We start from the raw sequence: 26,493 nt of genomic DNA on the forward strand, positions 1-26,493 counted from the left end.
GTTTTTTGTAAACTTAATTAACCTGATCTACCTTTTCTTTGATAAAAGATTGAACCTGTTCAATTGTCCAAAATGATGATCTACCAATTTTAATTGGCTTTGGAAACTCCCCCTTTTGCACCATCAGCCAAAACTTTGATTTGGAAATTGGCATGACTTTTAATATTTGCGGAATTCTCATTAGGGTAATGGGTGGCACTTGATTTTGTTTATTGTTCATTAGAATCTCCATAAAGGATTGATAAAAGATTTGGCAGCCAATTTTTTGGATGCCGCCCTGAATCTAATAAACCTACGTTTCAAATCAAGTAAATGCAATAAAACCTTTCTTCTAGAGTGGATAAATAAGACAGTTCAATTTCATGACTAAAAAATTTGACTGGGCGGTGTCAAGACATTCTTTTAAGTAGGGGTGTGATAGCTTTGCTGCTTACATTTTGAATGGGTTTCTTTATAAAAATTGATTAAGTGCACTAAGAATCAATGGTCAAATTTTTATTACATTAGCATTTTTAACCAACTGATAAATTTGATGCTGTCTTTGCATCATCTCAAAGAAAAGTCGTAGCGTATTAAAGGCATCATCATCCGCTCGGTGGGGTATGCCGTCAAAATGAAGCTTAAAGCTAGCAAGCGCAGATGATAGTCCGCCACTTGGTTTCTTTCCTATTGCCAGTATATGCAAGGTATACCAAGTTTTTACATCAATCCATCTGCGCCCAAAATAGGGAAAATGAACGCCTCGATTTTTGAACTCAAGCTTCAACTCTGTTGAATCGCCACCACCCCAGCTAATCGGGTTGATGAAGCACTGGTGAGCTTCGATCAACTCTCCGATTTCCTTGGCGACCTGTTCATGGGGCACGGCATTTCTGAAGATATCTTCATTAGAAATGCCAGTTAATTTGGTGATGAATTCGAAGATCGGCTCTTGTGGATCTAGATACCATTTGTACTTAGCAATGCTGTTATTTTTGTAATCTAAATAACTCCCAATAGCAATTCCTACCTGAATGATCTTGGGACTTATTGTTGTATTGTCTTGTGCATTATTCAGCTCAAGATCTAAGGAAAAATAACACTGTTTTTGATCCATTTGATTTTTCTAAATTGGGTCGGCAATAAATTAATTTAGGTTGCAGCAGTGTAGTAGTCAACTGCATCCTCAATTCCTTGTAGGGTGGCATGGTTAATTGATTTAATACAATCCTCACCTCGAGAGGAAATTCATCTTCTTCATTCCAAAAAACTAATCAAACTGCGCATATGAAAATTCATATTTTGAGCGACCTTCACTTAGAGTTTGCCGCTTTCAATCCCGAGCCAACTGATGCGGATGTTGTGGTTCTAGCCGGAGATATTAATGTCCGCTCTAGTGGTATTAAATGGGCGCGCGAGACTTTCCCAGATCAAGAAATTATCTATGTTGCCGGCAATCATGAGTTTTATGGATCTCAGCGACTTGAGCTTATTTCGAAATTACAAGAGCAATGCGCGCTTTATGAAGTTCATTTTTTAGATGATCGAGCAATTCAGTTGCAAAGTGCTAATGATAAAAACCCCGTCCGATTTTTAGGTGCCACCTTATGGACGGATTTCTTATTGTTTGGCGATGAGTTGAGAGAGCAATGCATCATGTATGGCGAAATGTATTTAAATGATTTCAGGAGAATCGGTGATGGACGAATTGGCTTCTCGCCACAAAAGTCGATCCAATTGCATGAGCAGTCACTCTTTTTCCTTAGGGGAGAGTTGGATATTCCCTTCGATGGTGAGACTGTAGTTATCACTCATCATCTTCCCTCAATACATTCTGTTGCAGAGCGTTATAAACCTGATTTGTTGTCAGCGTGTTTTGCATCAGAGTTATCTCATTTCTTTGGCAAGATGTCTGTCTGGATTCATGGCCATACTCACGATTCTTGTGACTATGAGGTGAATGGCACTAGAGTGGTGTGCAACCCCCGTGGATATGTTCGCTCCAATCATGCAGAAAATCCACGTTTCAATCCTTCATTGATCATTGAGGTATAGGAAGTTAAAGGAAGTTGAGTCAGCCGCCTTTCTATTAATATTTACAATTTTTAAGTTGTAATGCTAATATACAATTTATTTATTGTTATTTCATATTACAATTTTAAAGTTGTATTAATAGTGAGGCTGAAAATGGTATCGACTTATCTAATTCAAACCCTAGAGTCCTTGCCCATGTTTATTAAGGCCTTCCGAAGGCAAAAGGGGGTCACTCAGGCTGATATGGCAGAAAAACTCGGAATTAGTCAGCAAGCTTACGCGCGTTTTGAGGGCAATCCGCAATTAGCCACTCTTGAAAGATTGTTCCTGGTCTTGCGGATCCTGGGTGTAAACATATCACTGGAGCAGATCATTAAAAACTCAAAAGAAGCAAAAACCAACATGGAATCTGAGTCCAAGGAGATTTGGTAGTCATGGTGGTTCGCTCAAAATCAAGAGGGCTAAACATTTGGATGAATGGTATTCAAGTGGGCACTTGGCAAATCACAAGACAACTTGAAAGATTCTCCTATTCCGATGAATGGATTTCGCGGCCAGAAGCGAGGCCCTTATCGCTATCCCTTCCTTTCTTGCCAGGCAATGAAGCGTATCAAGGCGATTCTGTTGATTATTATTTTGATAACTTATTGCCTGATAGTGACGTGATTCGTAGGAGGTTAGCGAGTCGCTATCAGGTAAAAAGTTTGGGCGCTTTCGACTTGTTATCTCAGCTTGGCCGCGATTGTGTTGGAGCCATACAACTCTTGCCCGAGGGTGAGTTGCCAGCAGAAATTTATCAAATTCAAGGTCGAGCATTGAGCAACGGGGAGATTGCAGACCATCTTCGTCGGGTCTCGTCGGATTTGATTTTCGGGCAAGTGGAGCTCAGCAATGATCTAAGGCTATCGATTGCTGGAGCTCAAGAAAAAACTGCACTTTTAAAGCACGATGGGCGGTGGTTTATTCCTCAAGGTAGTACACCAACTACGCATATCTTTAAGTTGCCCTTGGGTTTGGTTGGTCATATGCGTGCCGACATGCGAACATCAGTTGAGAATGAGTGGCTCTGCTCTAAAATTATGGCTGCATATGGTATTCCAACTGCTTCCTGTGAAATTGGCTGTTTTGAAGATCAAAAAGTATTGATCGTAGAGCGCTTTGATCGTAGATTGGCTGCTGATGGGCAATGGATTATGCGCCTCCCTCAGGAGGATTTTTGTCAGGCACTGGGCATATCGCCAATGAGCAAATATCAAGCGGATGGAGGTCCGAGTATCACATCTGCAATGAAGTTATTACTGGGGTCGGTGAACGCTGAACAAGACCGAATACATTTCTTTAAAACGCAAATTATTTTTTGGATCTTAGCTGCAACTGATGGGCATGGTAAAAACTTTAGCATTGCACATCTGCCGGGCGCCAAATACCAAGCAACTCCAATTTATGACGTGTTATCGGCGCACCCAGTAATGGGATTTGAGGCAAATCAAATCGCACCTCAAAAAGCAAAGCTAGCAATGGCTGTTCGTGGAACGACTAATCACTATCTGCTAGATAAAATTCACTATAGACACTGGCTGGCTCAGGCTCAGCAGGCAGGTCTTGGTGCTAACGTAGCACGGCAACTAATTGGGGAAGTTATTGAGATGACTGGGTTTGTCATCAATCAAGTAAGGGCGAGCATTACAGGGCCATTTCCACTGGATGTAGCCGATTCTATTTTTACGGGAATGGAAGAGAAGGCCCAAGTGTTGGCCTCCCAATTTTCAACCTAGAAAATAAAAACCCCAGCAATCACTTGCTGGGGTTTTGTCTTTCTAGTAACTAGAAAAGATTTATTACATTACTTCTTAGCAGCTGGTGCGCTAACTACTGCAGCAATCGCTTCTGTGTAAACCACTTTAACTTGATCGTTTACGGCGATGTCCTTCATTAAGTCAGGATTCTGAACTTTAACTTTGAAGATATTTCCTTGAGGGCCTTTTAATGAAACAGTGCTCTTTGCTGTATCAATTGCCTCAACGCTAGCGGTTGCAGTAACAGTGTTAGTAGTGATCATGCCTGGCTTGTCACCTTGTGGGGCGGTAGTAGTGCTAGTAGTAACTTGCTCACTAGTTGTGCCTGGGTTTTTCACCTTAACCAATTCAATCGCAACAGCAAGTTCGTAGACAACGTCAAAACGGTCACCAACTTTAATTTCAGCAAAGTTCTTCACTTCTGGGCCGGCAACGATAGTGGATTCACCATCTTTGTTTTTAAGTGTCACTGTACGAGTTGCTGCGTCAATCTTGATGACTTCGCCATCATAGATAAGGGCAGTTTCTTGAGCAGCTACGCCAGCAATCGGAGCTTTCGGTTTGTTGAGCATGAAGTAAGCGCCTGCAGCAATAGCAGCAAGTACAACAATGATGACTAGTTTTTTCATAACGGTATTAATCCTTAATATATTGAGGTGCATTAGCTGTAGGCAGTAATGCGGTAATTGATAAATGCAGTTAATTAGCATTTATGTAGATTGTATTACTCATGCTAATCATCAGAATCATTTTTGAGGGTAGTTTTAGTCAATAAGCACTAAATACCCGACTATTTTGCTTATTTATCTAAATGAACTGTCATATCAATGGCGCATACTAGGTGGGAGATATGGGTAGTGCTAATAGAGGAGTGGGTATGTTTTGGAAGTTATTTTCGGGATTTGTCTTCATCGGTCTGGCTATTACAGTCAGTGCAGCAACACCGCAAGATTTGCTGAAGGCCTATGAGGCTCAATCGAGTAAGGCATCGCCGGCTCGTGGAGAGCAGTTCTTCAATGCTAAGCACGGTAAAGAATGGAGCTGTGCGTCCTGCCATGAAAATCCCCCAAATCACGACACTAAACACATTGTTACTGGGAAGGTGATTAAGCCATTAGCCCCTAGCGCAAATCCAGCTCGCTTTACTGATGAGGCTAAGGCTGAGAAGTGGTTTAAGCGTAACTGCAATGATGTACTCGGTAGAGACTGCACTGCACAAGAAAAAGCGGATGTTCTATCTTGGTTGCTAACTGTTAAATGAGTCTTATCAATATGAAAAAAACTATATTTATTGTTGCCTCCTTGCTCCTGGCATCTTCGGCCACGTTCGCCGCCAAAATGGCAATGCCTGCAGATGCGCCAGCCTCTTATGAGGCTGAGTGTGCAAGTTGTCACATGGCTTATCCGCCAGCATTATTAGGCGAGCAAAGCTGGAAAAATGTCATGTCTGGCCTATCCAAGCACTTTGGCACTGACGCTAGTGTGGACGCAAAGACCCAGACTGAAATTACAAGCTGGTTAGTAAAAAATGCCGCTACTAGACAGAAGTACAGCGAGACTGCCCCTGAAAACCGCATTACTAAAACTTCATGGTTTATTCGTAAGCATGATGAGGTGAGGGCAGATGTTTGGAAGCGGGCAAGCATCAAGAGCCCTGCCAATTGTGGAGCTTGTCATATTGATGCTGCAAAAGGCATTTTTAGCGAGAACAATATTAAGATCCCAGCGAAATGAGCCATCAGATGAATGAGTCAATTCATGATGCAGTTGGAGCCACTGGCAGGGTAAGAGAAGCCATTATGGTGTGGGACATGCCGGTGAGGGTGTTTCATTGGCTCTTAGTAATTTGTTTCGCTGGTGCTTGGCTTAGCTCAGAGAGTGAGCGATGGGCCATGATTCACTATGCATTCGGATATACCGCGTGCTTACTTGTCCTCATTCGCTTGGTGTGGGGTCTGATTGGCACTCGCTACGCCAGATTCAGTCAGTTCCTCAAAAGTCCAAAGGCGGTACTTGAGCACTTTATGGCGATGTTACGTGGTCATCCCCATCACGATGTGGGCCACAATCCGGCAGGTGGTCTGGTGATGTTTGCGCTGATGCTACTCATCTTGCTCATTGGATTGAGTGGTTATTTATCCCTTAAAGAGTTTTTAGGTAATGTTGCTTCAGAGGTGCATGAGGCAGTTTCTGGTTTAGTTCTGGGTCTAGTCATCGTTCATATTATTGCGGCGGTAGGCATGAGTTTGATCGAAAGACAAAATCTCGTCAGATCCATGGTGACAGGTAAGAAGCAGGGAATGCCAGAGCAGGGAATTCGTTATCCGCAATATCTAATCGGTGCCCTTATTTTTCTTGGCGCCATCTACTTCTTCTATCTAACTTTAACTGGCAGATTGCCCGGCCTGACTCAGTAAAAGTCTCCCCGACTGAAGATTGAGATCAGGGATATTCACCTCGTTGTACGATAGATAGCATGAAGCTCCTGATAGCCCTGTATTTCTTTATTCTGGCCATGATCCAGCTGGGTTTGTTATTGGGCATCTATCACTATCACCGATCCCAAAGTGAACTCAGACCCAATCCTTATTGGATGGGTTCATTAATATTGAATATTCTTGCTCTAGTGACCTTTGGTGGTGGCATCATGGTGATTCAGAGTGTTGAAAAGCCTGAATTTAATTTCACCATCGCGAATTCGCTGTTTTATATTGCCGCCATTTTTCAGCTCTTATTTTGCAAATCACTGATTGGTCCAATTAGTAAGCGCCTGCAATATGGCTTTGCGTTATCCGCCGTGATTTTTATCCCGACTTTCGAGTTTCTTCGCATTTATGGAAACTACGAGATGCGCACTACGTTTATGTGCGTAATAGGAATCATATTTTTCTCTTGGCAAATTATGATGCTCAGGCGCAAGAGAAGTTTAGAGCCTTCTCAGCAGTTAATGTATATGCAATATGCAACTGCAGTTGAGTTATGTTTTTCCTTCGGCCGCCTGGGGGTTTTGGCTTCAACCGGTTTTACTATCAGCAAGATGGAGCAACTTCCGCAACTGCTGATATTGCTGACGGTTGGTCAGTTGGTCGTTAATACGCTTTCTTACATTGCCCTTGGGGGTTATTGGGCTGAAAAAGTCGCCTTGGCAAATACAAAATCAAAAAGTGAAAATGATGAAATTAAAGTCTTATTAATCGAGCGTGAGAATTTAATTTCTAATTTACTTAAAGCCAATAAAACTGCGGCAACAGGGGCCTTGTCTGCCTCTATTGCTCATGAGCTTAATCAGCCCCTAGGGGCATCGCAGCTCAATATTCAATTTCTACAGAGGAGGTTATCTGAGGGACATTTAACTACCGAGCAAAATCAAGAGATCTTGACCGCCTTGCTAGCTGATAACCAGCGGGCCACCAACATCATTCAATCTTTGCGATCCATATTTTCAGACGGAAAGATTGGGGTTGAACACATTGATATCGCTGCGTTGATTGAGTCAGTTCTCAAAATTGCTAAGCCAGAAATTCAGGCGAAAAATATCCAAGTGGTTCTAGATCTGAACTCAACTTCAGCAATCAATGTTAATCGTGGCGAGATTGAGCAAGTGCTTCTGAATCTCATTAATAATGCAATCCAGGCCCTAAGTAAATCCACTCGATCCTCTCGAACACTCCAGATTGAGAGTCGAGATGTTTCTGGGGGGATTCAATTGCTTATCTCTGACAATGGCGGCGGCGTGCCGATTGATGCCCGGATGCACTTATTTGAATTGCTCTCCAATAGCAACAAGCGTTCAGGTATGGGCTTGGGTTTATGGCTTTGCCAGCACATTGTTTCTCGTCATGGTGGCCGCATTCGCTATGAAGATGCCCCTAGCGGTGGCGCGCAATTCACTGTCTTTTTGCCATCCACCCAGGAGTAGCTTACTAGCTGTAGGGCTAATTGCCCAAAGACCATCGATTCTTTACATTCGATAAGTACCTTTTTTACCAATACTCGTATTACTTTAAGGCTCTCATGAAAACCCAATTAACCCTACTGGCTGCATCTATCGCACTCATTTCTGGAAATGCTGTTTTTGCAGCAGGTGGAGGTGGAGTAGTCGCCGATCCAGGCGCAATGCAAGGAAAGCATTTTGACCCTAAAGGTAAAGCTCCTTCAACTTTTACGGTAGAGCTTCAAAACGGCTTACGCAAAACATTGCCTTTCGAAGATAAGCGTGACTTTGAAGAGTCCAAGAGGGGATTTATTGCAGCCCCCGCTTATAAAACAATCATGGCAGATGCAGGTAACGTAGCCTGGGATATGGGCAGTTATGAATTCCTATTGCAAGGTAAGGATTTCGATAGCGTTCATCCCTCATTGCAGCGCCAAGCCATTCTCAATATGGGTTATGGCCTTTATGAGGTAGTGCCAGGAAAGATCTATCAAGTTCGTGGCTTTGATTTATCCAATATCAGTTTTGTTAAAACCAATACCGGTTGGATTGTCTTTGATCCATTGACCTCCAAAGAGACTGCAAGAGCAGCTTTGGAATTGGTTAATGAGAAGCTAGGCAAGCGCCCAGTGGTTGCGGTGGTGTATTCCCACTCTCATGCTGATCACTTTGGTGGTGTGCGCGGTGTAGTGGAAGAAGCTGATGTGAAGAGCGGTAAGGTCAAGATTATTGCTCCAGCTGGCTTTATGGATCACGCCGTAGCAGAGAATGTCTACGCTGGTAATGCAATGACACGCCGCCTGTATTTCCAGTATGGCGTTTTATTGCCACGTAGTCCATTTGGTCACGTTGACCAATCCATTGGTAAAAACACTGCCGCAGGAAATCTCGGTTTAATTGAGCCGACCATTCTGATTAATGAGCCATTTGAAAAAATGACAGTGGATGGCGTGGTGATGGAATTCCAAAATACGCCAGGTACAGAGGCTCCTGCTGAGATGAATACCTATTTCCCGCAAATGAAAGCATTCTGGGCTGCTGAAAACATCACCGGCACTATTCACAACATTTATACCTTGCGTGGCGCTTTAGTGCGCGATGCCTTGGCATGGTCTAAGAATATTAATAATGCTTTATATCGTTATGGCAATGAGGCGCAGGTTATGTTCGCCTCTCATTCATGGCCACGCTGGGGTAATGATCGCGTTCAAGAGGTGATGCGCACACAGCGTGACAGCTATGCACACTTGAACAATGAAGTTCTTCATTTGGCGAACAATGGCGTCACGATTAATGAAGTGCATAACGTTTACAAGCAGCCAGAGAGTTTAAAGTCTCAGTGGGCAGCACATAGCTACCATGGCTCAGAAGAGCACAACAGTCGTGCGGTAATCAATCGTTACCTAGGTTACTGGGATGCTAATCCTGCAACTTTGATTCCCTTGTCACCAAAAGATTCTGCACCGCTGTATGTCGAGATGATGGGTGGTTCCGGCAAGATCATGGCAAAGGGTAAGCAACTCTATAAGCAAGGTAAATACCGTGAAGCAATGGAGATTGTGAATAAGTTGGTTTATGCAGAACCAAACAACACAGCGGCCAAGGATTTGCTGGCGGACATTTTTGAGCAGATTGGTTATCAAAAAGAAAGCCCAAGTGTGCGCAATAGTTTCTTGGGCGCGGCCTATGAACTTCGTCATGGCATGCCTTCTGGAGCATCGCCAAAGACTAATGGCCCTGACATGATCAGAGCCATGACTACTGAGTTATGGCTCAATGCCTTAGCCATCAGTATGGATAGCAAAAAAGCTGCCGGCATGAAGTTCACTATTAATCTCGACACCCCAGACAATGGTGAAAAGTTTGTAATCGAGATGAGTAATTCCGCGCTAACGAATATCAAAGGCTATCAGGATAAAAAACCAAACCTGACTATCACTGTGAATCGTAGTGACTTAGAAAAAGTCATGGGCGGTCAAACTACTTTTGAAAAACTCCAAGCCGAAGGAAAAGCGAAGTTTGAAGGCGACCGTAAAGCATTTGATCAATTGCGAAGCACGATGACAACCTTTACTCCAGACTTTGAGCTGATGCCTGGTACGAAGGCTAAAAAAGCCTCACCTGCCCAACCAAGCAAAGACCCATTTGAGGCCCCTCCAATTGCCAATTCAGATGGCGCTTAATGAAGTCCCATTGTGTTTAGGTGGGTAATTGTGAAATAGAAAATGGGCTCCTTGGAGCCCATTTCTTTTATCTGAATGCATTGTTAGCTCAGGCCGCAAATGCGCCACCATCTTCCAATGCTTTTAGCTCGCTACCTGCAATACCCAATTCCTGAAGCACCTCATTAGTGTGTTCCCCAAGCAGTGGGGGATGTCTAGATACCTGCTGTGGGGTCCCCATCATCTTGACTGCGAATCCAATATTAGGAACCTTGCCCTCAATTGGATGATCAATTTCCATGCGCATCTTGCGATGCTTGCCATGTTCGCTATCAAACGCCTGAGGATAGGTGTTGATTGGCCCAGCTGGGATACCAGCCGCCAGCAGGAGATCCACCCATTCTTCACTGGTTTTAGTAACGAAAGTCTTTTCAAGTTCAGATGCCAGTATTAAGCGATTGGCAAGACGTAAGGGATTCGTTCTAAATAACGGATCCTCGAATAACTCAGGTCGCCCAATTTTGTCGCAGAGCAGTTTCCAAAGCTTTTGATTCGTAGCGCCCATGACAAAGTAGCCATCTGAGGCTTTCATGGCTTGATAGGGCGCGCTCATATGATTGGCGGTACCTAGCTTATAGGGCTCAACGCCGGTGCCCCAGTACTGGGCTGTATCCCAAATTGAAAACGCTAGCGCGGAATCAAATAAGGAGGCATCAATAAATTGGCCTTCACCTGATTTGGTTTTACCAATGTAAGCAGACAGAATTCCATAGACTGCAAAGAGGGCGCAACCAATATCGGCTACTGGAACACCTGCTTTGACGGGAGGCCCATCTGGATAGCCAGTCACACTCATGACGCCAGACATAGCTTGTGCCATCAGATCAAAACCCGGGCGATCTGCCCATGGACCTGTTTGACCAAAGCCGGAGATACTGGCGTAGACCAAACCAGGGTTGATATCTTTGAGTGTTTGGTAATCGATACCGAGTTTTTTCATGACCCCGGGTCGATAGTTTTCTACCAAGATGTCTGCAGTCTTCACTAACTCAAAGAAGACTTTTTTGCCTGCGTCGGTTTTCAGATTGAGGGTGACGCTGCGTTTGTTGCGATTCATATTCAGAAAGCCCATGCTATCTGAACCTTTCATCTTGAATCCCATGGCACCACGAGTTTGGTCACCTGTGCCTGGCGGTTCAATTTTGATGACATCCGCACCCAGGTCGGCAAGCAACATACAGCAGTAGGGGCCCGCCATGACTTGACTCACATCAAGTACTCTAACGCCCGCCAGTGGCAGGGGCTTACTATTTGAAGCGTTCATTTTGTCTCAATTATTTTTATGTTTAGAATGAAGTGCTAATAATAGCTGTCAATATAAATCAAATAGAGAGACCTTGTTGTGAGCCTAGCCCATAGGCTTCATTGATCAATTTCATGGCTAATACCGAAGCTCCCAAAATACCGTCACTTGCCGAAGTTCATTTAGAGCTTCGTAACGGTATGGCATTCATTACCTTTGATCATGTAGCTGCGCGCAATGCCATGACTGCGCAGATGTATCAAAGCTTAAAGACCATTTGCCAAGATTTGGCCAAGAACTCAGCAGTGCGGGTGGTGATTTTGCGTGGTGCTGGTGGTAAATCATTTGTCTCCGGTAGTGATATCGCCCAGTTCGCCAGCTTTACATCTAGTGAGGATGGTATTCGCTATGAGGAAGGAATTGATGACTACCTCGCTCCATTAGCCATGTTGCCCATCCCCACCATTGCAGTCATCGATGGGATGGCAGTAGGCGGTGGGCTTGCTATCGCCAGTTGCTGTGACTTTCGTATCTCTACGCCAGATGCGCGCTTTGGAGTACCCATTGCCAAGACGCTGGGCAATTGTTTATCCGCCGGCAATGTCGCTTGGCTTGCTGCACATCTTGGTATCAACATCGTCAAGCGCATGTTGCTGCTAGCCGAGTTGGTGACTGCGCCAGAATTACTCCAGCAGGGCTATCTATTGGCTACGTATCCTGCTGAAGAACTTGAGTATGAAGCAAATCAGTTGGCAGAGCGTTTAATGAAATTAGCTCCTATTACACAGAAATCCACCAAGCAAACTCTAACAAGAATGATGAAGAACAACTTGCCGGATTGCAGTGATTTGATTCGGGAGTGCTATGGCAGTGATGACTTTAAGAATGGGGTTGCTGCATTTTTGGATGGGAAGCCACCCGTGTGGACAGGAAAGTAATTCAATTCCTGTATCTGTAGATAGTTCTTACAAAAACATCTCTTGTAAATTATTCAGGTAACGCAAACCTTGTTCGGTAGCTTTAAGCTTGTTCGGGTTTGAATCTAACAAACCTTTTTTACAAGCCTCATCTAATCCTTTTGCAACTACATTGAGTGGCAAGCCTGTGCGCTCGCTAAAGGTGATGGTGTCCACACCATCAGTGAGACGCAATGTATTGAGCATGAATTCAAAAGGGAGGTCTTTGCTTGGAATCTCCCTAGCTTCAATCAAGGCATTACCATTGCTTTCCATTGCCTGCATATAGGTCTCAGGGTGACGCTCGCGCACTTGTCGGGTGATTTTGTCAGGGAAGGAAACCTTGCCATGGGCTCCTGCACCAATCCCGATGTAATCACCAAAGCGCCAGTAATTGAGATTGTGTTTGCACTCTTGATCTTTCTTGGCATAGGCAGAGACTTCGTAGCGTCTATAGCCTGCTGCTTCAAGAAGGGCTAAATTCTGCTCAAAGATCGCATCAATCTGATCTTCATTGGGTAGCTTTGGCGGGAAATTAGCAAAGTAGGTATTTGGCTCAAGCGTCAGGTTATAGAAGGATAGATGTGGCGTCTTAAATGACAGAGCTGTTTCAATATCTGCTTGAGCTGCTGCCAAGGTTTGATTTGGTAGACCATACATCAAATCTAAATTGACTGACTTGAAGTGCTGCAAGGCAATCGCAATCGCGCGCTTGGCTTCTTCACCATTATGAATACGTCCCAAGGCTTTCAACTGTTCATCCTGAAAGCTCTGGATCCCCAAAGAGACTCTATTAATACCTGCCTTAGCAAAGCCTACAAACTTATCAGTCTCCACTGAGCCGGGGTTAGCTTCCATCGTGATTTCACAATCGGGCTCTAAATTTACTCTTGCCCGAATAGCTGACAGCAATTCATTCATACCGTCAGCAGATAACAAGCTAGGCGTGCCCCCACCAATAAAGATGCTGTGGACTTGACGACCCCAGATGCGAGGCAACTCTGTCTCGAGATCAGTAATGAGTGCATTGATATAGCGCGCTTCATCAAATCCTTGTGAAGCTTTCTCGCCATTATTTGCATCTTTAATTTGATGTGAGTTGAAGTCGCAATAAGGACACTTCTTTTCGCACCACGGAAAATGAATGTACAAAGACAGCGGGGGTAGGGCGGTGAGTTTTGGCGTAGTGGCCAAAACGGGATTAAGCGTATTCAGCACGGCTTTGAAGTTTTGCAATGAGTTCGCGCAATGCTTGGCCGCGGTGGCTAATGAGATTCTTCTCTGAAGGCTCTAGTTCTGCAGCAGTGATACCGAGCTCAGGCAAAAGGAAGTGAGGGTCATAACCAAATCCATGTCCTCCCTTGGCCTCATCAATGATTTGCCCATACCAACGGGTTTGCACAATGAGTGGCTCTGGATCATTAGCGCTATTGACCATCACCAGCGCGCAGACATAATGCGCTCCACGATCAGTTTTTCCTTGCAGTGCTGCAATGAGTTTTTGATTGTTGGCAGCGCTATCCCCATCAAGACCTGCATAACGAGCTGAGTGGACACCGGGTACACCATCTAATGCATGGGCACAAATTCCGGAATCATCGGCAAGTGCGGGTAGGCCGCTGGCAGCGCTGGCATGGCGTGCTTTAGCCAAAGCATTCTCAACAAAGGTGTGGTGAGGCTCTTCTGTCGATGGAATCCCTAATTCACCTTGAGGGACAACATGAAAATGGAATGGCGCCAAGAGCGCCTGAAACTCCCGAACCTTGTCAGCGCTATTTGAGGCCAGTACAAGCTTTTGCACAATCTACCTTTGCTCTTTATTGAAACGCTTTATGTTGAAGCTGGGTTAAATCTTGGATACCTTGCTCTGCTAAATCTAATAGTGCATTTAATTCAGCGCGGGAGAACGCTGCGCCTTCGGCTGTACCTTGCACTTCAATCATGCCGCCTTTGCCAGTCATGACGACATTCATATCGGTATCGCAAGAAGAGTCTTCTGGGTAATCTAAATCAAGCACAGGTACGCCTTGATAGATGCCCACGGAGATCGCTGCAACACTATCAATAATCGGATCGGCCTTCAGTGCACCACTTTGCAAGAGGGTATTGATCGCATCGCGCGCGGCAACATAGGCGCCCGTAATCGATGCAGTTCTAGTCCCGCCGTCAGCTTGCAAGACATCGCAATCTAAATGGATAGTTCTTTCACCCAGGACTTTCAGATCAAAAACGCTGCGCATTGCGCGACCGATCAAGCGCTGAATCTCTTGTGTGCGACCCGACTGCTTACCTCGAGCAGCTTCACGATCACTACGAGTATGAGTGGAGCGGGGGAGCATGCCGTATTCAGCAGTCACCCAACCTTCGCCAGAGCCTTTTTTATGTGGGGGTACCTTTTCGAGAACGCTGGCCGTGCAGAGTACTTTAGTGTCACCAAATGCAATCAGAACTGAACCTTCTGCATGCTTAGTAAAAGCACGGCTAATAGTCACTGGACGCAATTGCGTGGGGGTACGGCCGCTAGGGCGGGTGATGTTGGGCTTGGTCATGGGGTTTGGTCCTAAAGATCTACAATGTCCATATGATATCGAGCATGACTGGTTATGGCAGCGCTTCACGCCAAGTCTCCCTAGGAGCTGGCGTAGTAGCTGATCTGCAGGTGGAATGTCGGGCTGTCAACAGCCGCTTTCTGGATTTGGGCTTTCGTCTTCCGGACGAGTGTCGCGGGGCTGAGCCTGCCTTAAGAGAGATGGCGACTCAAAGCCTATCCCGAGGTAAGGTCGAGTTTCGGGCTGCATGGCGCGTTAATTCAGGTGCAGCTGGGGCGGCCAAAGCCAACCCCCATGCCTTGGGCGCCTTAAACAAAGATCGTTTAGATGCTTTGTATACCCTTCAGGAGCATGCTCACGTCGCCTTTCCTAATGCCGAAGCATTACGTATCGCCGATATTTTGCGTTGGCCAGGAATTGTTTCTGAGCCAAGAGGTGAGGAAGAAGGTTGGATTGCAGCAACCGTAGAAGCGGGTCGTGCCGCTTTGGCTGCCCTCATGGATAGTCGCCATGCAGAGGGCAAAGCGCTTGTGACGGTATTAACAAACATCACTACCAAGATGCGTGAGATCGTGAAAACGATTGAACCCAAGGTTCCGGTTTATGTTGCCCAGTATCAAGAAATGCTCACAGAGCGCCTTGCTGAGGCATTGGCTGCCCAAGAGCAGGGTAAAGGTAACGGTGGCTCTGGTACTGAATTGATGGAGCGTATTCGTCAAGAGGTGGTGCTTTACGCGGTTCGTATCGATGTTGCGGAAGAGTTTGCTCGACTCAAGACTCATCTTCAGGCGGTGGATACTGCGTTGGCAGGTAAAGGGCCAGTAGGAAAGCGTTTAGATTTCCTGATGCAAGAGTTGAATCGCGAAGCGAACACTTTGAGTTCCAAATCTGTTTCAGAAGAATGTACTCAAGCTGCCTTAGAGCTCAAGCTCTTGATTGAGCAGATGCGTGAACAAGTCCAAAATTTAGAGTAACCATCCCTTAAACAAATTATTATGGCCAGCCCTAAACCTAAAGCTAACCTATCTCCTGCTTACCAAGGCAGCATGTTGATGATCGTTGCCCCATCGGGCGCTGGAAAATCTTCTTTGGTGAACGCCTTATTGCAAGAAGATGCAGCGCTCAAGCTCTCGCTTTCAACTACTACACGTGCGCCAAGGCCAGGTGAGGTTGATGGCAAGGACTATCGCTTTATTAAACGAGAAGAATTTGTAACTGAACGCGACCAGGGTAATTTCTTGGAGCATGCGGAAGTGCATGGTAATTTTTACGGCACTTCTAAAGCTTGGATCGAAACCCAGATGAAAACCGGTCGCGATGTCATGTTGGAAATCGACTGGCAGGGTGCTCAGCAAATTCGGCAGATTATTCCTGAGGTGCAGTGGATCTTTATTTTCCCGCCTTCATTTGAGGCTTTAGAGGAGCGCTTGCGCAAGCGAGGGCAGGATGACGAGGCAACCATTCAGAGAAGGTTAGCTGCAGCGCATTTAGAGCTTCAGCATGCCCATGAGGCAGATTTCATTGTCATCAACGATGATTTTGAGCAGGCTTTAATTGATTTACGCCAGATTGTTGCAGCCAGTCGCCTACGCTCAGGGCCGATTATGGCTCGCAACCCTGCGCTTTTAAGGCGGCTTGGGGTCTAATCAGTTATCCTATAGGTATTGAAGCTAAATTTAAGTGAGTTCAGCATGGCCCGTATTACTGTAGAAGATTGTCTAAAAACTATCCCAAATCGTTTTGAGCTGGTATTGGCCGCGACTTATCGCGCACGTCAATTAGTTCAAGGTCACTCCCCACGTGTTGAGTCCAGAGATAAAGCAACTGTAGTTGCGTTACGTGAAGTTGCTGCTGGTGTAACTGACCGTGACATGTTGACCAAAGTACCTTTGTAATTCAGGGGTTCCGTTGTGGAGCTCCCCTTAGGCGACCCAAACACATCGGAATCCAAAGGGCAGGTCTCGCCTAAAGAGACTGCTAATAGCGATAAGTCTTCGATCATCGCAACCTTGTTGGCTCAATCGAGTCGACATTTATTTGGCCCTACATCTGCGCCAGCATTGCCACTAAAGCATCAGGTTGTTTCTATTGATGGGCTGATTTCTAAATTAGGCTATCTCAAGCCTGAAGAGGTTGCGCTCATTAAGCAAGCATTTCATTTTGCTGATGCAGCCCACCTTGGGCAGTATCGCCATAGTGGCGAGCCTTACATTACCCATCCTGTATCGGTTGCTGAACTGTGTGCCACCTGGCATTTAGATGCGTCCTCCATCATGGCGGCATTACTGCATGATGTGATTGAAGATACGGGATGCACTCAAGCGGATCTAGTTGGGAAATTTGGTAGCAAAGTAGCTGAGCTTGTAGAAGGCCTGACCAAGCTGGATAAGTTGGAGTTCCAAAGTCATGCTGAAGCGCAGGCAGAAAGCTTTCGCAAGATGTTTATGGCAATGGCTCGTGATGTGCGAGTTATTTTGGTCAAACTGGCTGATCGCACGCACAATATGCGCACGCTCGATGCTGTGCCAATGGAAAAGCGTCGCAGGGTAGCTGCTGAAACAATTGAGATCTATGCTCCGATTGCACATCGCTTAGGCCTCAATATCATTTACCGCGATCTACAGGACTTGAGTTTCCGTTACTCGATGCCTATGCGTTTTAGGGTGATCGAAGATGCAGTGAAGCGGGCGCGAGGTAATCGCAAGGAGATGGTAGAAAAGATTTTGCAGAACGCTCGCATGGCCTTTGCAAAAGTGAATCTCGAAGTTGACCTACAAGGCCGAGAAAAAACGCTCTTTAGTATTTACAGCAAAATGCGCAGCAAGCATCTAAGTTTTTCTCAAGTGCTCGATGTCTACGCTTTTAGAGTTACCGTACATTCGATTGATGAGTGCTATCGCGCCCTCGGAATTTTGCATGCTCTCTATAAGCCAATGCCTGGCAAGTTTAAGGATTACATTGCGATTCCTAAGCTCAACGGCTATCAGTCTTTGCACACAACACTCTTAGGGCCATCGGGTGTCCCGGTTGAGTTCCAGATACGCACTAGTGATATGCATGCGGTTGCTGAGGCTGGCGTTGCTGCACACTGGGCTTATAAAGATGGTGGACCTGATATGAGTGAGGTGCAAAATCGTGCTCATCAATGGCTGCAATCCTTGATAGATATTCAGGACAGTAGTGGGGATTCACAAGAATTCTTAGAGCACGTCAAAATTGATTTGTTCCCAGATGCAGTTTATGTTTTCACGCCAAAAGGTCAGATTAGGGCCTTGCCACGTGGCGCTACCGCCCTAGACTTTGCCTACTCGATTCATAGTGATGTGGGCAATACCTGCGTTGCTGTCAAGATTAATGGCATGCAATTACCACTACGTAGCGAGTTAAAGAACAGCGATATTGTTGAGGTGGTGACATCGGCTAACTCCCAGCCAAATCCTGGCTGGCTAGCATTTGTCAGGACGGGTAAAGCTCGCGCATCTATTCGTCATTCACTGAAGACCAAGCATTACGCCGAATCACTTCAGCTAGGAGAGCGCCTCTTGGCTCATGCTTTACGTCAACAAGGGGTAGATGCTGGACTTTTATCGCCAGAGATTTGGGAAAAGTTATTGCATTGGACTGGTGATAAAACGCGCGAGGAGGCTTGTGTCAATATTGCCTTGGGTCGCAGATCCGCTCAAGAGTTAGCAATTCGATTAAAGATCTTGATTGATGATGAGGGTGGTTCGGAGCAAATGCGCCTGGGCGCGGCAGATTGGGTTGCTCCTCATCAAGAAATTAGCTCACACCATCATCAGCGTCAGGCTATTTTGGTAGATGGTCGCGAAGGTAATTCAATTAGCTTCCAAACTTGTTGCCACCCGATTCCAGGCGATAACATTATTGGTTATCTCGGCAAAGGTGAAGGCTTGCAGGTGCACACGAATGATTGCCCAGTAGCGCTCAAAATGCTTTCAAAAGACAGCGATAAGTGGGTAGAGGTCGAGTGGGGCAAAGAGGTTAACCGAGAGTTTGAAGTTGACCTGGCAATCGATACGCGCCAAGGGAAGGGTGTTTTGGCAAGAGTGGCAAGCAGTGTGACTGCTGCAGATTCCAACATCATGAACGTATCTATGGATGACCGATATAAAGAAGATGCCGTTACGATTCGATTCACAATACAAGTATCAGATCGTTTGCATCTCTCCAAGGTAATGCGTAGTCTGCGCACCAATCATGATGTGATGCGTGTAACCCGAGTACGGGGTAGTTAATTCCTGTATTTACCAGCTACTGGTACTGAACTTCTAGAATTTCAATTTCGCTAGGGCCGCTGGGGGTCTGAATTTTGACGCAATCACCCACGCGTGCTTTGATCAGCGCTTTAGCAATCGGGGAGACCCAACTGACGTGCCCTAGCTCTAAATCAACCTCATCAACCCCCACAATGGTGATGGTTGTTTCCTTGCCTGCATCATCTCCCTCTAGGCTTGCATAAGTCACAGTCGCCCCAAAAAAGACTTGCTCAGCATCTGCATCCCCTGATTTTCGGGCCTGGTTATCGACTACTGCAGCAAATTCCAGGCGCTGGTTCAGGAAGCGAATCCGTCGATCTATCTCCCGAAGTCGCTTTTTTCCGTAGATGTAGTCCCCATTTTCAGAGCGGTCGCCATTGGAGGCGGCCCAGTGAACAACCTTGACAACCTCAGGCCGATCAAGGTTCAGGAGCTGTAAAAGCTCGCTTTTGATACGTTCATGACCGGCGGGTGTGATGTAGTTCTTCTCTTCCATGGCATAATTATGGCTGTTGCGGCTGTAGCTCAGCTGGATAGAGTACTTGGCTACGAACCAAGGGGTCGTGGGTTCAATTCCTGCCAGCCGCACCAACCTATACAGGGCCTAGTTTAAAAACTGGGCCCTTTTTTCTTTTTGAGCCATTTCTGAGTGTTTTAATGCAAATCCCTTATAGTTTGCCTATGGCCATTTCAGACGCTCATTCCGCGATTTCACCATCTCCAGTAGCTATTTGGACGCAAACCGACTCAATGCGTGCTCAAGTTAGTTTGAGTGGTGCAGTCAATGTGTACACCTTGGCTGGTGTATGGACTGATATTCGGGAAAAGCAAAACCTCTGGTTAGGCCAGGGTAATGCCCAAAGTCACTCCTTGGTTTTTGATGCTTCAAAAGTGAGTTCTTTAGATGGATCTGCATTTGCATTTTTAATTGACGTACAAGAGGCTCAGCAAAAAGCGGGTGGACAATTCGAGATTCAAGGGCTAGATCCAAAGTATCAGCCGCTATTGCATGAATTTGACCCCATCAATAAATTATTTCCGGTTCCTGCAGCAAAACCAAAAACTAGTTTTGTTGTTAGTGTCGGCATGGCAGCACAATATTTTCTGGATGATGTACGCGGTTTGGTGATCTTTGTTGGCCATCTCTCTGCGGATTTGGCATGGTCAATTCGCAATGTTAGGCAAGTGCGTTGGGGGGATTTTGTTAATGCGGCCGTAGAGGCAGGCATTTCTGCATTACCGATTGTTGGCCTCGTTGCCTTTTTGATTGGTGTCATTCTATCTTTTCAGGCAGCCATTGGTATGCAGCAGTTTGGAGCTGTTTCTTTTGTGGGCCCCTTGGCTGCCTTAGGCATTGTGCGTGAGATGGGCCCTTTGATTACCGCGATCTTATTGGCTGGGCGCTCGTCTGCGGCATTTGCTGCTGAGATTGGAACAATGACTGTTAACAGTGAAGTAGATGCCTTGGTCACTGGCGGTTTAAGTCCAGTTCGATTCTTGGTTGTGCCAAGAGTGTTGGCGGGCATCTTGGTAGCGCCAATTTTGACGCTATATGCAGATATCGTCAGTATTTTTTCATCGATGCTAACGATGCAAATTTACGGTATCCCCTTTATTAACTTTTATAACGGCATGTTGGCTGCTGTTGATATTGAGGATGTGCTCTCAGGTCTTGTAAAAGCCACTTTATTTGGCGTAGTTGTTTCTGCGATGGGTTGTTTGCGCGGCATGCAAACCGGAACCGGTGCTGCTGCGGTAGGTATCTCTGCAACGAGAGCGGTGGTGAGTAGTATTGTCATGATTGTTTTGGTGGATGGCATCTTTGCCTATATTTCTTATAGGACTGGATTCTGATGGCTACTTCAGATAACGCAATCGATGTTCAAAATCTCACTGTGGGGTACGGCTCTAAAGTACTGCTCCAGAACCTGAATTTTTCCGTTACTAATGGTGAGATTTTTGTCATTCTAGGTGGATCAGGTTGTGGCAAATCCAGCCTCTTAAAGAATTTATTCGGTCTATATCAACCGCTCGCTGGGGATGTATTGATCGAGGGTCAAAACATCACCACTGCCCAAGGCGCAGATCGTCAAAAGATTATGACCAGCTTTGGGGTGATGTATCAGCAAGGCGCTTTATTCGGCTCCATGAATTTGCTGGATAACGTGACGCTTTTCATGGAGGAGTACACCCAGCTGACTAAAGATCAAATGAATCTATTGGCGCGCTGCAAGCTTGACTTAGTAGGCCTACTCCCATATGAAACTTATATGCCTAGCGAGATTAGTGGTGGAATGCAAAAGCGTGCGGCGATTGCAAGGGCGATGGCGCTAGATCCAAAGATCTTATTTTTGGATGAGCCTTCAGCTGGTCTCGATCCCATTACATCAGCCGATCTCGACAGTACGATTTTGGATTTATCTAAAAACTTAGGATTTACCTTTGTGATTGTTTCTCACGAATTAGCCAGCATTTATTCCATTGCCGATAAAGTCATCATGTTAGATAAGGATGCTAAAGGCATTATTGCTGAGGGTGACCCTAAAGTATTAAGAGATACGAGCAAAGATCCTCGGGTGCATCAATTCTTTAATCGCATTATGAGCAAGGACGCAGCATGAGTAATAACTCCAATCCCAACTATTTCCGCTTAGGCCTTTTTGTTCTAGCGGCAATCGGTGCATTGCTAGCCATTATCTTAATTTTTGGCTCTGGGCAGCTTTTCAAAAAATCGTTCATGGTTGAGACATATGTCAAGCAATCAGTGACCGGTTTAGATGCTGGTGCAGCAGTGCGCTTTAGGGGGGTCAAAATTGGACAGGTAACCTCAATCGGATTGTCGGGTGACATGTATGAAAAAGATATTCCCATGATCCAAAAGCAAGAGTATGTTGTGGTTCGAATGCAAATTTTTGGAGATGCCATCGAGAAAGATCATCTCGAAACTTTTATCAAAGATAACTTGCGCGCACGCATTAGATCGATGGGTATTACCGGCGTGAATTATGTGGAGCTAGATTTTTATCCCAAATCTGATCAGAGCTATACCCTCAAATATCCATGGCATTCAGAATATCCAGTAGTGCCATCGATGCCAAATCAGGCCGATGAAATCATTTCCGGTATTCAGAAGTTGATTGGTGCTTTAAATTCATTGGATGTTGATGGAACTCAGAAGAAGTTTGATGCGCTCTTAGGTAATCTGAATAAGCTAATGGCTGGTGATGGAAAAGATAATGCCGGCCTTATCAATTCAGTAAAAGATCTCAATGTTCTCATGGATCGAATTGCTAAAGTGACGGACAAAGATCAGCTCAACATTCTGATGCGTGAATTGGTTGCCACTATGGTTTCTTTGCGCCAAACCGTGACCAGCGTTCAGGGTGATACCACCGCAACTCTAGAGAATCTTCGTCAAGCTAGTGAGCAGTTAAATGAATTTACGCGCGTGGCCAGTCAATCACCGTCTACCTTAATTTGGGGCGAGCCACCTGCACGTATTACGCCTCCAATGAATGGAGCCCAGAAATGACATCAATGAAAATTCAGACGATGAAAAACTCACGCCTAATTAAGTTTGCTGCTTTAGCATTCATTGTGACTGCATTAAGCGCCTGCTCTTTGCCTAAAAGACCAGCGTCGGAGACTGCTAGCTGGATGGTTGCACCCGAGCGCACAGGGGTGCCATACAAACCGCGTAGCGATTTATGGCTCAAGATGGGTTCTGTCTCGACAACGCCTCCTTTTGATGGGAAGTCCTTGGTTTATCGTCTTGGTGACCAGCGTTATGAAAAGGATTTCTACAATATTTATTCTGCGTTGCCAAATGAGATGTTGGGCAATGCCACTCGCCAGTGGTTGAATAACGCTCAAATCTTTTCCATGACAGTAGGGCAGGGAAATAGCTTTTTCCCTTATTACAATCTGCAAGTCTCTGTGGAAGAGTTTTATGGTGATTACCGCGTCCGTCCTGAGGCAGTTGTCACAGTAGAGTTTTTCCTAACAGCAACCGACCCGCAAAAGCGCAATCCAGTCATTGGTAAAAATCGCTATACCAAGAGAGTTGCCCTTACAGACAACACCCCTCAAGCATTGGTCTTGGGTCAGCAAGAGGCCTTAGCGCAAATTTTGAAAGAGTATGAGGTAGTACTTTATAAGTACGCCGGAAATCTGCCCCCACCTTTAGGGCAATAGTCATTTTAGAATTACGATAAATATAAAAAGTGGAGAAGACATGGATTTAGGACTTAAAGGCAAAGTGGCATTGGTGCTGGCATCTAGCCGAGGTTTAGGCCAGGCAATGGCAGTTTCTCTGGCTCGTGAAGGTGTTAAGGTCGCAGTGACTGGTCGCAATCCCGAGGGTCTAAAAAAATCTGTTGAGTTGATTGAAGCTGCTGGTGGAACTGCTTTAGCTTTGAGTTGGGATTTATCGGATCCCTCAGTCATTGATAACCTAGTTAGCAAAATAGAAAAAGAGCTTGGCCCGATTGATATCTTGGTGAATAACACTGGCGGACCTCCTCCAACTCTAGCTACTGGTCAAGATCCTGCTTTATGGCAAAAGAGCTTTAATGACATGGTCCTATCACTTATCAGCATTACTGATCGTGTTCTTCCAGGTATGCGCCAGCGTAAATGGGGGCGCATTATTACTAGCACTACTTCTGGTGCGATTGCCCCAATTAAAAACTTGGCAATTTCTAATACCTTGCGCGCTGCGCTGTTGGCATGGTCTAAAACCTTGTCAGCCGAAGTTGCTGCCGATGGGGTTACTGTCAATGTGATCATGCCGGGTCGTGTAGCAACGGATCGCTTGCGTCAATTGGATGAGGCGCGTGCACAACGCGAGAACATCAGCTATGACTCTGTTGTGCAGGCTAGCTTGAAACTGATTCCAGCGGGCCGTTATGGTGATCCCCAGGAATATGGTGATACTGCCGCGTTTCTAGCAAGTCAGAATGCTTCCTTTATCACTGGGTCAGTGATCCGTGTTGATGGTGGCCAGATTCAGGCGATTTAATCGCAGTGCTAGCGAGCTTTCTGCGGGATATTCGGCGGGATCTGCGATCTAGTGAGCTGATTGCTTTACTAGTCGCTCTCACTCTCTCTGTAGCAGCGTTATCCAGCGTCAGTTTTCTGGCGGATCGGATGCAGCGTGCCTTTCAGTTTGATGCTCGCCAACTGCTTGCTGCAGATCTACTGCTTGTTTCTGACCAACCTTTACCCGAGCGATTTATTCGAGAGGCGGTAGATCGGCAACTTAACGCCGCTCAAACTGTTGTCTTCCCGAGTATGGCCACTGTTGGGGCGCAGAGTAAGCTGGCCTCTCTCAAGGCTGTTACTAAGGCCTATCCATTGCGTGGGTCTTTGCAGGTCTCGCCTTTCCAGACAAATCTCACCCCACCAGCCGCTTCTGTCTGGGTTGATCCAGCCATGCTCAATGCATTGAAGGCGAAGGTGGGCGATCAGATGCTCTTGGGAGATAAGACGTTTTTAATTAGCGGCATCTTGGAACGTGAGCTCGACCGTGGTGCTGGCTTTATGAACTTTGCGCCACGTGTGATGATGTCATTAGATGACTTGCAGTCAACGGGTCTCATTGGTTTGGGTAGTCGTGTTACTTATCGTCTATTACTGGCGGGTAATGATCAGGCTATCTCTGATTATGAAAAATGGGCTACACAATGGATTGAATCTGAGGGTCTCAGAGGAATGCGTATTGAGACCCTGGAAAACGCGCAACCGACGATGCGTAAAACGCTAGAGCGTGCAGAGCGATTCTTATCTTTGGTTGCCTTGCTAACCGCAATGGTGGCTGCAGTAGCGATTGCATTATCTGCGCGGCGTTATGTTTTAAAGCAGGCTGATGTATGTGCGGTCATGAAATGTCTTGGGGCAAGTCAAAGGACAATTCTGGTAAATCAAATCAAGGTATTGGGCACTCTCTGTTTATCGGCCGCTCTGATGGGCGCTGCTATTGCTTATGGAGTTCAAGAAATATTAATTCGTATTTTGGGCAATTTAGTCTTTGCTAACTTGCCTGTGATTTCCCTTTGGCCATTAACTTGGAGCATCTTGTTCTCATCCTGCCTATTAATTGGTTTTGCTGGCCCACCATTATTTAGCTTGGTGATGATTTCACCGGTACGGTTGATTCGCAAGGAGTTAGGTTCAGTCAATATCAAAGCACTTTGGGTTGCACTCTTTGGCATGATTACTTGCCTAGTTTTAATCGCTATCGCAGCGCAGGATTTAAAGTTGGCTTCTTGGGTTGCGATTAGCTTTACTTTGGCCGTTGCTCTTTTTGCCATAGTTTCTTGGTCATCACTACGCCTACTCAACCTTGGGTTTTTGAGGTGGAGTACTAAGAGCTTTGCTCTTCGCTTTGCATTGACTGCACAAGCACGCCGCGCAGGATTTGCAGTGATGCAAATTACTGCTCTAGGCATTGCTTTGATGGCTTTGCTGCTGATTCTCTTACTTCGTCAGGATTTATTAGTTACGTGGCAAGGAAATATTCCAGTGGATGCACCTAATCGCTTCATGATTAATATTCAGGAAGATCAAAAGTCAGGCATTACTCAGTCCTTGCTAGGTGCGGGAGTAGCCAATCCTAGTTTTAGTCCAATGGTCCGTGCACGCCTAGTTGAGGTTAATGGCAAAGCCATTGGGCCGAATGATTACGTTGATGAGAATGCGCGTCGCTTAGTCGATCGAGAATTCAACCTCTCTTATACCGAGCAATTGCCGGATGGTAATCGTATTACTTCTGGAAAGTGGATTGAAGGGGCTGCGCCGCAAGTTTCTTTGGAAGCGGGTATTGCAAAGACTTTAAAGCTCAAGCTGGGTGATCAAATGACTTTTGAGCTCGCTGGTGAAAAAGTGACTGCACCAATCACATCCCTTCGTAAGTTGGATTGGAGTTCCATGAAGGTGAATTTCTTCGTCATCATGCCACCCGCCATGCTGGCTGACATGCCCCAATCGTGGATTACCTCGTACTATCAAAGCCCCGCCATTGAGGGGCTTGATTACCAGCTTGCACAGAGCTACCCCAATCTGACTATTGTCGATGTAGCGACCTCTTTGCAGCAGATACAAGATGTCTTGGATCGACTGTCTTCAGTGCTGGGTCTATTGTTTGCGTTTACGATCGCAGCAGCGATACTGGTGCTAGTAGCTGCAATTGCAGCTACTCAAGATGAGCGCTTTAGGAGTGCCGCATTGCTCAAGGCGGTAGGTGCATCACGCGCTTTATTGAGAAAAATAGCTCTGGCTGAACTGCTGATTATTGGAGTGCTCTCTGGAGTCCTGGCTGGACTCGCTGCTGGAATAGCTGCATGGGCGCTTGGCCGATTTGTATTAGAGATTGAGTTCAACGCATTCGCACACTCTTTGGCGATGGGCATGATCTTTGGAGTTGCTGCTTGTCTCTTGGCTGGATATCGCTTTCAGAGAAAAATTCAGACAACGACTGCAATGGACTGTTTGCGCGAGATTTAG

27 protein-coding genes and 1 tRNA gene are annotated in these 26,493 nt (G+C 45.8%); 20 read left to right on the forward strand and 8 right to left on the reverse strand.

The genetic code is table 11. The features are described 5' to 3' along the window. Positions 1-13: 13 nt before the first annotated feature. Positions 14-220, reverse strand: coding sequence for an AlpA family phage regulatory protein (locus A2X74_RS04835; RefSeq protein WP_293626085.1), 207 nt, complete (start codon positions 218-220; stop codon positions 14-16). Between the two features lie 267 nt (positions 221-487). Next, positions 488-1,096 (reverse strand): 3'-5' exonuclease, encoded by a 609-nt coding sequence (locus A2X74_RS04840; RefSeq protein WP_293626086.1) that lies wholly within the window; start codon positions 1,094-1,096, stop codon positions 488-490. A 170-nt stretch (positions 1,097-1,266) separates the two neighbouring features. Here A2X74_RS04840 and A2X74_RS04845 point away from each other — a divergent pair, with 170 nt between their 5' ends. From A2X74_RS04845 to A2X74_RS04855, 3 genes are all read left to right on the forward strand, one after another. Beyond that, positions 1,267-2,034 (forward strand): metallophosphoesterase family protein, encoded by a 768-nt coding sequence (locus A2X74_RS04845; protein ID WP_293626087.1) that lies wholly within the window; start codon positions 1,267-1,269, stop codon positions 2,032-2,034. A gap of 174 nt (positions 2,035-2,208) precedes the next feature. Continuing rightward, a complete protein-coding gene (locus A2X74_RS04850; RefSeq protein ID WP_293626088.1) occupies positions 2,209-2,445 on the forward strand; it encodes a helix-turn-helix transcriptional regulator in 237 nt (78 codons plus the stop codon). Positions 2,446-2,447: 2 nt separating this feature from the next. Further along, the gene (locus tag A2X74_RS04855) at positions 2,448-3,788 is read left to right on the forward strand and encodes a type II toxin-antitoxin system HipA family toxin (RefSeq protein ID WP_293626089.1); all 1,341 of its coding nucleotides are present in this window, start codon (positions 2,448-2,450) and stop codon (positions 3,786-3,788) included. 68 nt (positions 3,789-3,856) lie between these two features. On the opposite strand, the gene A2X74_RS04860 is transcribed toward A2X74_RS04855, so the two are convergent. Then, positions 3,857-4,438, reverse strand: coding sequence for a hypothetical protein (locus A2X74_RS04860; RefSeq protein ID WP_293626090.1), 582 nt, complete (start codon positions 4,436-4,438; stop codon positions 3,857-3,859). Between the two features lie 248 nt (positions 4,439-4,686). On the opposite strand from A2X74_RS04860, the gene A2X74_RS04865 reads away from it, so the two are divergent. From A2X74_RS04865 to A2X74_RS04885, 5 genes are all read left to right on the forward strand, one after another. After that, positions 4,687-5,070: a DUF1924 domain-containing protein gene (locus tag A2X74_RS04865; protein WP_293626091.1), complete on the forward strand. Its 384-nt coding sequence runs from the start codon at positions 4,687-4,689 to the stop codon at positions 5,068-5,070. A gap of 11 nt (positions 5,071-5,081) precedes the next feature. Further along, complete coding sequence (locus A2X74_RS04870; protein ID WP_293626092.1) at positions 5,082-5,543, forward strand: diheme cytochrome c; 462 nt, start codon at positions 5,082-5,084, stop codon at positions 5,541-5,543. Then, complete coding sequence (locus A2X74_RS04875; protein ID WP_293626093.1) at positions 5,540-6,226, forward strand: cytochrome b/b6 domain-containing protein; 687 nt, start codon at positions 5,540-5,542, stop codon at positions 6,224-6,226. The genes A2X74_RS04870 and A2X74_RS04875 overlap by 4 nt, the downstream gene beginning before the upstream one ends. A gap of 59 nt (positions 6,227-6,285) precedes the next feature. Next, entirely contained in the window at positions 6,286-7,728 is a 1,443-nt protein-coding gene (locus A2X74_RS04880) for a HAMP domain-containing sensor histidine kinase (RefSeq protein WP_293626094.1), read from the forward strand. Positions 7,729-7,823: 95 nt separating this feature from the next. Next, positions 7,824-9,926, forward strand: coding sequence for an alkyl sulfatase dimerization domain-containing protein (locus tag A2X74_RS04885; RefSeq protein ID WP_293626095.1), 2,103 nt, complete (start codon positions 7,824-7,826; stop codon positions 9,924-9,926). An 88-nt stretch (positions 9,927-10,014) separates the two neighbouring features. Here the strand turns inward: A2X74_RS04885 and A2X74_RS04890 are convergent, their stop codons facing one another. Next, complete coding sequence (locus A2X74_RS04890) at positions 10,015-11,229, reverse strand: CoA transferase (protein ID WP_293626096.1); 1,215 nt, start codon at positions 11,227-11,229, stop codon at positions 10,015-10,017. 113 nt (positions 11,230-11,342) lie between these two features. On the opposite strand from A2X74_RS04890, the gene A2X74_RS04895 reads away from it, so the two are divergent. Beyond that, a complete protein-coding gene (locus A2X74_RS04895) occupies positions 11,343-12,146 on the forward strand; it encodes an enoyl-CoA hydratase/isomerase family protein (RefSeq protein WP_293626097.1) in 804 nt (267 codons plus the stop codon). A gap of 27 nt (positions 12,147-12,173) precedes the next feature. Here A2X74_RS04895 and hemW read toward each other — a convergent pair whose 3' ends face one another. The 3 genes from hemW to rph are packed head-to-tail and all read right to left on the reverse strand — an operon-like array spanning position 12,174 to position 14,713. After that, complete coding sequence (hemW, locus tag A2X74_RS04900; RefSeq protein ID WP_293626257.1) at positions 12,174-13,382, reverse strand: radical SAM family heme chaperone HemW; 1,209 nt, start codon at positions 13,380-13,382, stop codon at positions 12,174-12,176. Beyond that, positions 13,366-13,965: an RdgB/HAM1 family non-canonical purine NTP pyrophosphatase gene (rdgB, locus tag A2X74_RS04905; protein ID WP_293626098.1), complete on the reverse strand. Its 600-nt coding sequence runs from the start codon at positions 13,963-13,965 to the stop codon at positions 13,366-13,368. The genes hemW and rdgB overlap by 17 nt, the downstream gene beginning before the upstream one ends. 16 nt (positions 13,966-13,981) lie before the next feature. Next, positions 13,982-14,713, reverse strand: coding sequence for a ribonuclease PH (rph, locus tag A2X74_RS04910; protein ID WP_293626099.1), 732 nt, complete (start codon positions 14,711-14,713; stop codon positions 13,982-13,984). A 32-nt stretch (positions 14,714-14,745) separates the two neighbouring features. Here rph and A2X74_RS04915 point away from each other — a divergent pair, with 32 nt between their 5' ends. The 4 genes from A2X74_RS04915 (at position 14,746) to A2X74_RS04930 (ending at position 18,969) form a co-directional block, all read left to right on the forward strand. Next, positions 14,746-15,687: a YicC/YloC family endoribonuclease gene (locus tag A2X74_RS04915; RefSeq protein ID WP_293626100.1), complete on the forward strand. Its 942-nt coding sequence runs from the start codon at positions 14,746-14,748 to the stop codon at positions 15,685-15,687. Between the two features lie 21 nt (positions 15,688-15,708). Beyond that, positions 15,709-16,359: a guanylate kinase gene (gene gmk, locus A2X74_RS04920; protein WP_293626101.1), complete on the forward strand. Its 651-nt coding sequence runs from the start codon at positions 15,709-15,711 to the stop codon at positions 16,357-16,359. A 45-nt stretch (positions 16,360-16,404) separates the two neighbouring features. Beyond that, complete coding sequence (rpoZ, locus tag A2X74_RS04925) at positions 16,405-16,608, forward strand: DNA-directed RNA polymerase subunit omega (protein ID WP_011902918.1); 204 nt, start codon at positions 16,405-16,407, stop codon at positions 16,606-16,608. A gap of 102 nt (positions 16,609-16,710) precedes the next feature. Continuing rightward, positions 16,711-18,969, forward strand: coding sequence for a bifunctional (p)ppGpp synthetase/guanosine-3',5'-bis(diphosphate) 3'-pyrophosphohydrolase (locus tag A2X74_RS04930; RefSeq protein ID WP_293626259.1), 2,259 nt, complete (start codon positions 16,711-16,713; stop codon positions 18,967-18,969). 16 nt (positions 18,970-18,985) lie between these two features. Here A2X74_RS04930 and greB read toward each other — a convergent pair whose 3' ends face one another. Next, a complete protein-coding gene (gene greB, locus A2X74_RS04935) occupies positions 18,986-19,486 on the reverse strand; it encodes a transcription elongation factor GreB (protein ID WP_293626102.1) in 501 nt (166 codons plus the stop codon). Between the two features lie 18 nt (positions 19,487-19,504). Here greB and A2X74_RS04940 point away from each other — a divergent pair. From A2X74_RS04940 to A2X74_RS04970, 7 genes are all read left to right on the forward strand, one after another. Then, a tRNA-Arg gene (locus A2X74_RS04940) sits at positions 19,505-19,581 on the forward strand. 90 nt (positions 19,582-19,671) lie between these two features. Then, complete coding sequence (locus A2X74_RS04945; protein WP_299764711.1) at positions 19,672-20,844, forward strand: ABC transporter permease; 1,173 nt, start codon at positions 19,672-19,674, stop codon at positions 20,842-20,844. After that, positions 20,844-21,611: an ATP-binding cassette domain-containing protein gene (locus A2X74_RS04950; RefSeq protein WP_293626104.1), complete on the forward strand. Its 768-nt coding sequence runs from the start codon at positions 20,844-20,846 to the stop codon at positions 21,609-21,611. Before A2X74_RS04945 ends, A2X74_RS04950 begins: the two co-directional genes overlap by 1 nt. Then, positions 21,608-22,522, forward strand: a complete 915-nt coding sequence (locus A2X74_RS04955) for an MlaD family protein (RefSeq protein ID WP_293626105.1) — start codon at positions 21,608-21,610, stop codon at positions 22,520-22,522. The genes A2X74_RS04950 and A2X74_RS04955 overlap by 4 nt, the downstream gene beginning before the upstream one ends. Further along, positions 22,519-23,184 carry an ABC-type transport auxiliary lipoprotein family protein gene (locus A2X74_RS04960; protein WP_293626106.1) on the forward strand — a complete coding sequence of 222 codons (666 nt, stop codon included), beginning with the start codon at positions 22,519-22,521 and terminating at the stop codon, positions 23,182-23,184. Before A2X74_RS04955 ends, A2X74_RS04960 begins: the two co-directional genes overlap by 4 nt. 40 nt (positions 23,185-23,224) lie before the next feature. After that, a complete protein-coding gene (locus A2X74_RS04965; protein ID WP_293626107.1) occupies positions 23,225-24,010 on the forward strand; it encodes an SDR family oxidoreductase in 786 nt (261 codons plus the stop codon). Between the two features lie 5 nt (positions 24,011-24,015). Further along, positions 24,016-26,493, forward strand: coding sequence for an FtsX-like permease family protein (locus tag A2X74_RS04970; RefSeq protein ID WP_293626108.1), 2,478 nt, complete (start codon positions 24,016-24,018; stop codon positions 26,491-26,493).

Source organism: Polynucleobacter sp. GWA2_45_21 (assembly GCF_001830325.1).
Lineage (GTDB): Bacteria > Pseudomonadota > Gammaproteobacteria > Burkholderiales > Burkholderiaceae > Polynucleobacter.

Excerpts from the sequence above, each read along its gene's own strand:
- A2X74_RS04950 (WP_293626104.1), top strand. The coding sequence starts at position 20,844 with ATGGCTACTTCAGATAACGCAATCGATGTTCAAAATCTCACTGTGGGG.
- A2X74_RS04960 (WP_293626106.1), top strand. The coding sequence starts at position 22,519 with ATGACATCAATGAAAATTCAGACGATGAAAAACTCACGCCTAATTAAG.
- gmk (WP_293626101.1), top strand. The coding sequence starts at position 15,709 with ATGGCCAGCCCTAAACCTAAAGCTAACCTATCTCCTGCTTACCAAGGC.
- A2X74_RS04845 (WP_293626087.1), top strand. The coding sequence starts at position 1,267 with ATGAAAATTCATATTTTGAGCGACCTTCACTTAGAGTTTGCCGCTTTC.
- A2X74_RS04860 (WP_293626090.1), bottom strand. The coding sequence starts at position 4,438 with ATGAAAAAACTAGTCATCATTGTTGTACTTGCTGCTATTGCTGCAGGC.
- A2X74_RS04965 (WP_293626107.1), top strand. The coding sequence starts at position 23,225 with ATGGATTTAGGACTTAAAGGCAAAGTGGCATTGGTGCTGGCATCTAGC.
- A2X74_RS04865 (WP_293626091.1), top strand. The coding sequence starts at position 4,687 with ATGTTTTGGAAGTTATTTTCGGGATTTGTCTTCATCGGTCTGGCTATT.
- A2X74_RS04885 (WP_293626095.1), top strand. The coding sequence starts at position 7,824 with ATGAAAACCCAATTAACCCTACTGGCTGCATCTATCGCACTCATTTCT.
- A2X74_RS04890 (WP_293626096.1), bottom strand. The coding sequence starts at position 11,229 with ATGAACGCTTCAAATAGTAAGCCCCTGCCACTGGCGGGCGTTAGAGTA.
- A2X74_RS04855 (WP_293626089.1), top strand. The coding sequence starts at position 2,448 with ATGGTGGTTCGCTCAAAATCAAGAGGGCTAAACATTTGGATGAATGGT.
- A2X74_RS04840 (WP_293626086.1), bottom strand. The coding sequence starts at position 1,096 with ATGGATCAAAAACAGTGTTATTTTTCCTTAGATCTTGAGCTGAATAAT.
- A2X74_RS04895 (WP_293626097.1), top strand. The coding sequence starts at position 11,343 with ATGGCTAATACCGAAGCTCCCAAAATACCGTCACTTGCCGAAGTTCAT.
- A2X74_RS04850 (WP_293626088.1), top strand. The coding sequence starts at position 2,209 with ATGTTTATTAAGGCCTTCCGAAGGCAAAAGGGGGTCACTCAGGCTGAT.
- greB (WP_293626102.1), bottom strand. The coding sequence starts at position 19,486 with ATGGAAGAGAAGAACTACATCACACCCGCCGGTCATGAACGTATCAAA.
- A2X74_RS04945 (WP_299764711.1), top strand. The coding sequence starts at position 19,672 with ATGGCCATTTCAGACGCTCATTCCGCGATTTCACCATCTCCAGTAGCT.
- A2X74_RS04875 (WP_293626093.1), top strand. The coding sequence starts at position 5,540 with ATGAGCCATCAGATGAATGAGTCAATTCATGATGCAGTTGGAGCCACT.
- rpoZ (WP_011902918.1), top strand. The coding sequence starts at position 16,405 with ATGGCCCGTATTACTGTAGAAGATTGTCTAAAAACTATCCCAAATCGT.
- A2X74_RS04880 (WP_293626094.1), top strand. The coding sequence starts at position 6,286 with ATGAAGCTCCTGATAGCCCTGTATTTCTTTATTCTGGCCATGATCCAG.
- A2X74_RS04835 (WP_293626085.1), bottom strand. The coding sequence starts at position 220 with ATGAACAATAAACAAAATCAAGTGCCACCCATTACCCTAATGAGAATT.
- rph (WP_293626099.1), bottom strand. The coding sequence starts at position 14,713 with ATGACCAAGCCCAACATCACCCGCCCTAGCGGCCGTACCCCCACGCAA.
- A2X74_RS04915 (WP_293626100.1), top strand. The coding sequence starts at position 14,746 with ATGATATCGAGCATGACTGGTTATGGCAGCGCTTCACGCCAAGTCTCC.
- A2X74_RS04955 (WP_293626105.1), top strand. The coding sequence starts at position 21,608 with ATGAGTAATAACTCCAATCCCAACTATTTCCGCTTAGGCCTTTTTGTT.
- A2X74_RS04870 (WP_293626092.1), top strand. The coding sequence starts at position 5,082 with ATGAAAAAAACTATATTTATTGTTGCCTCCTTGCTCCTGGCATCTTCG.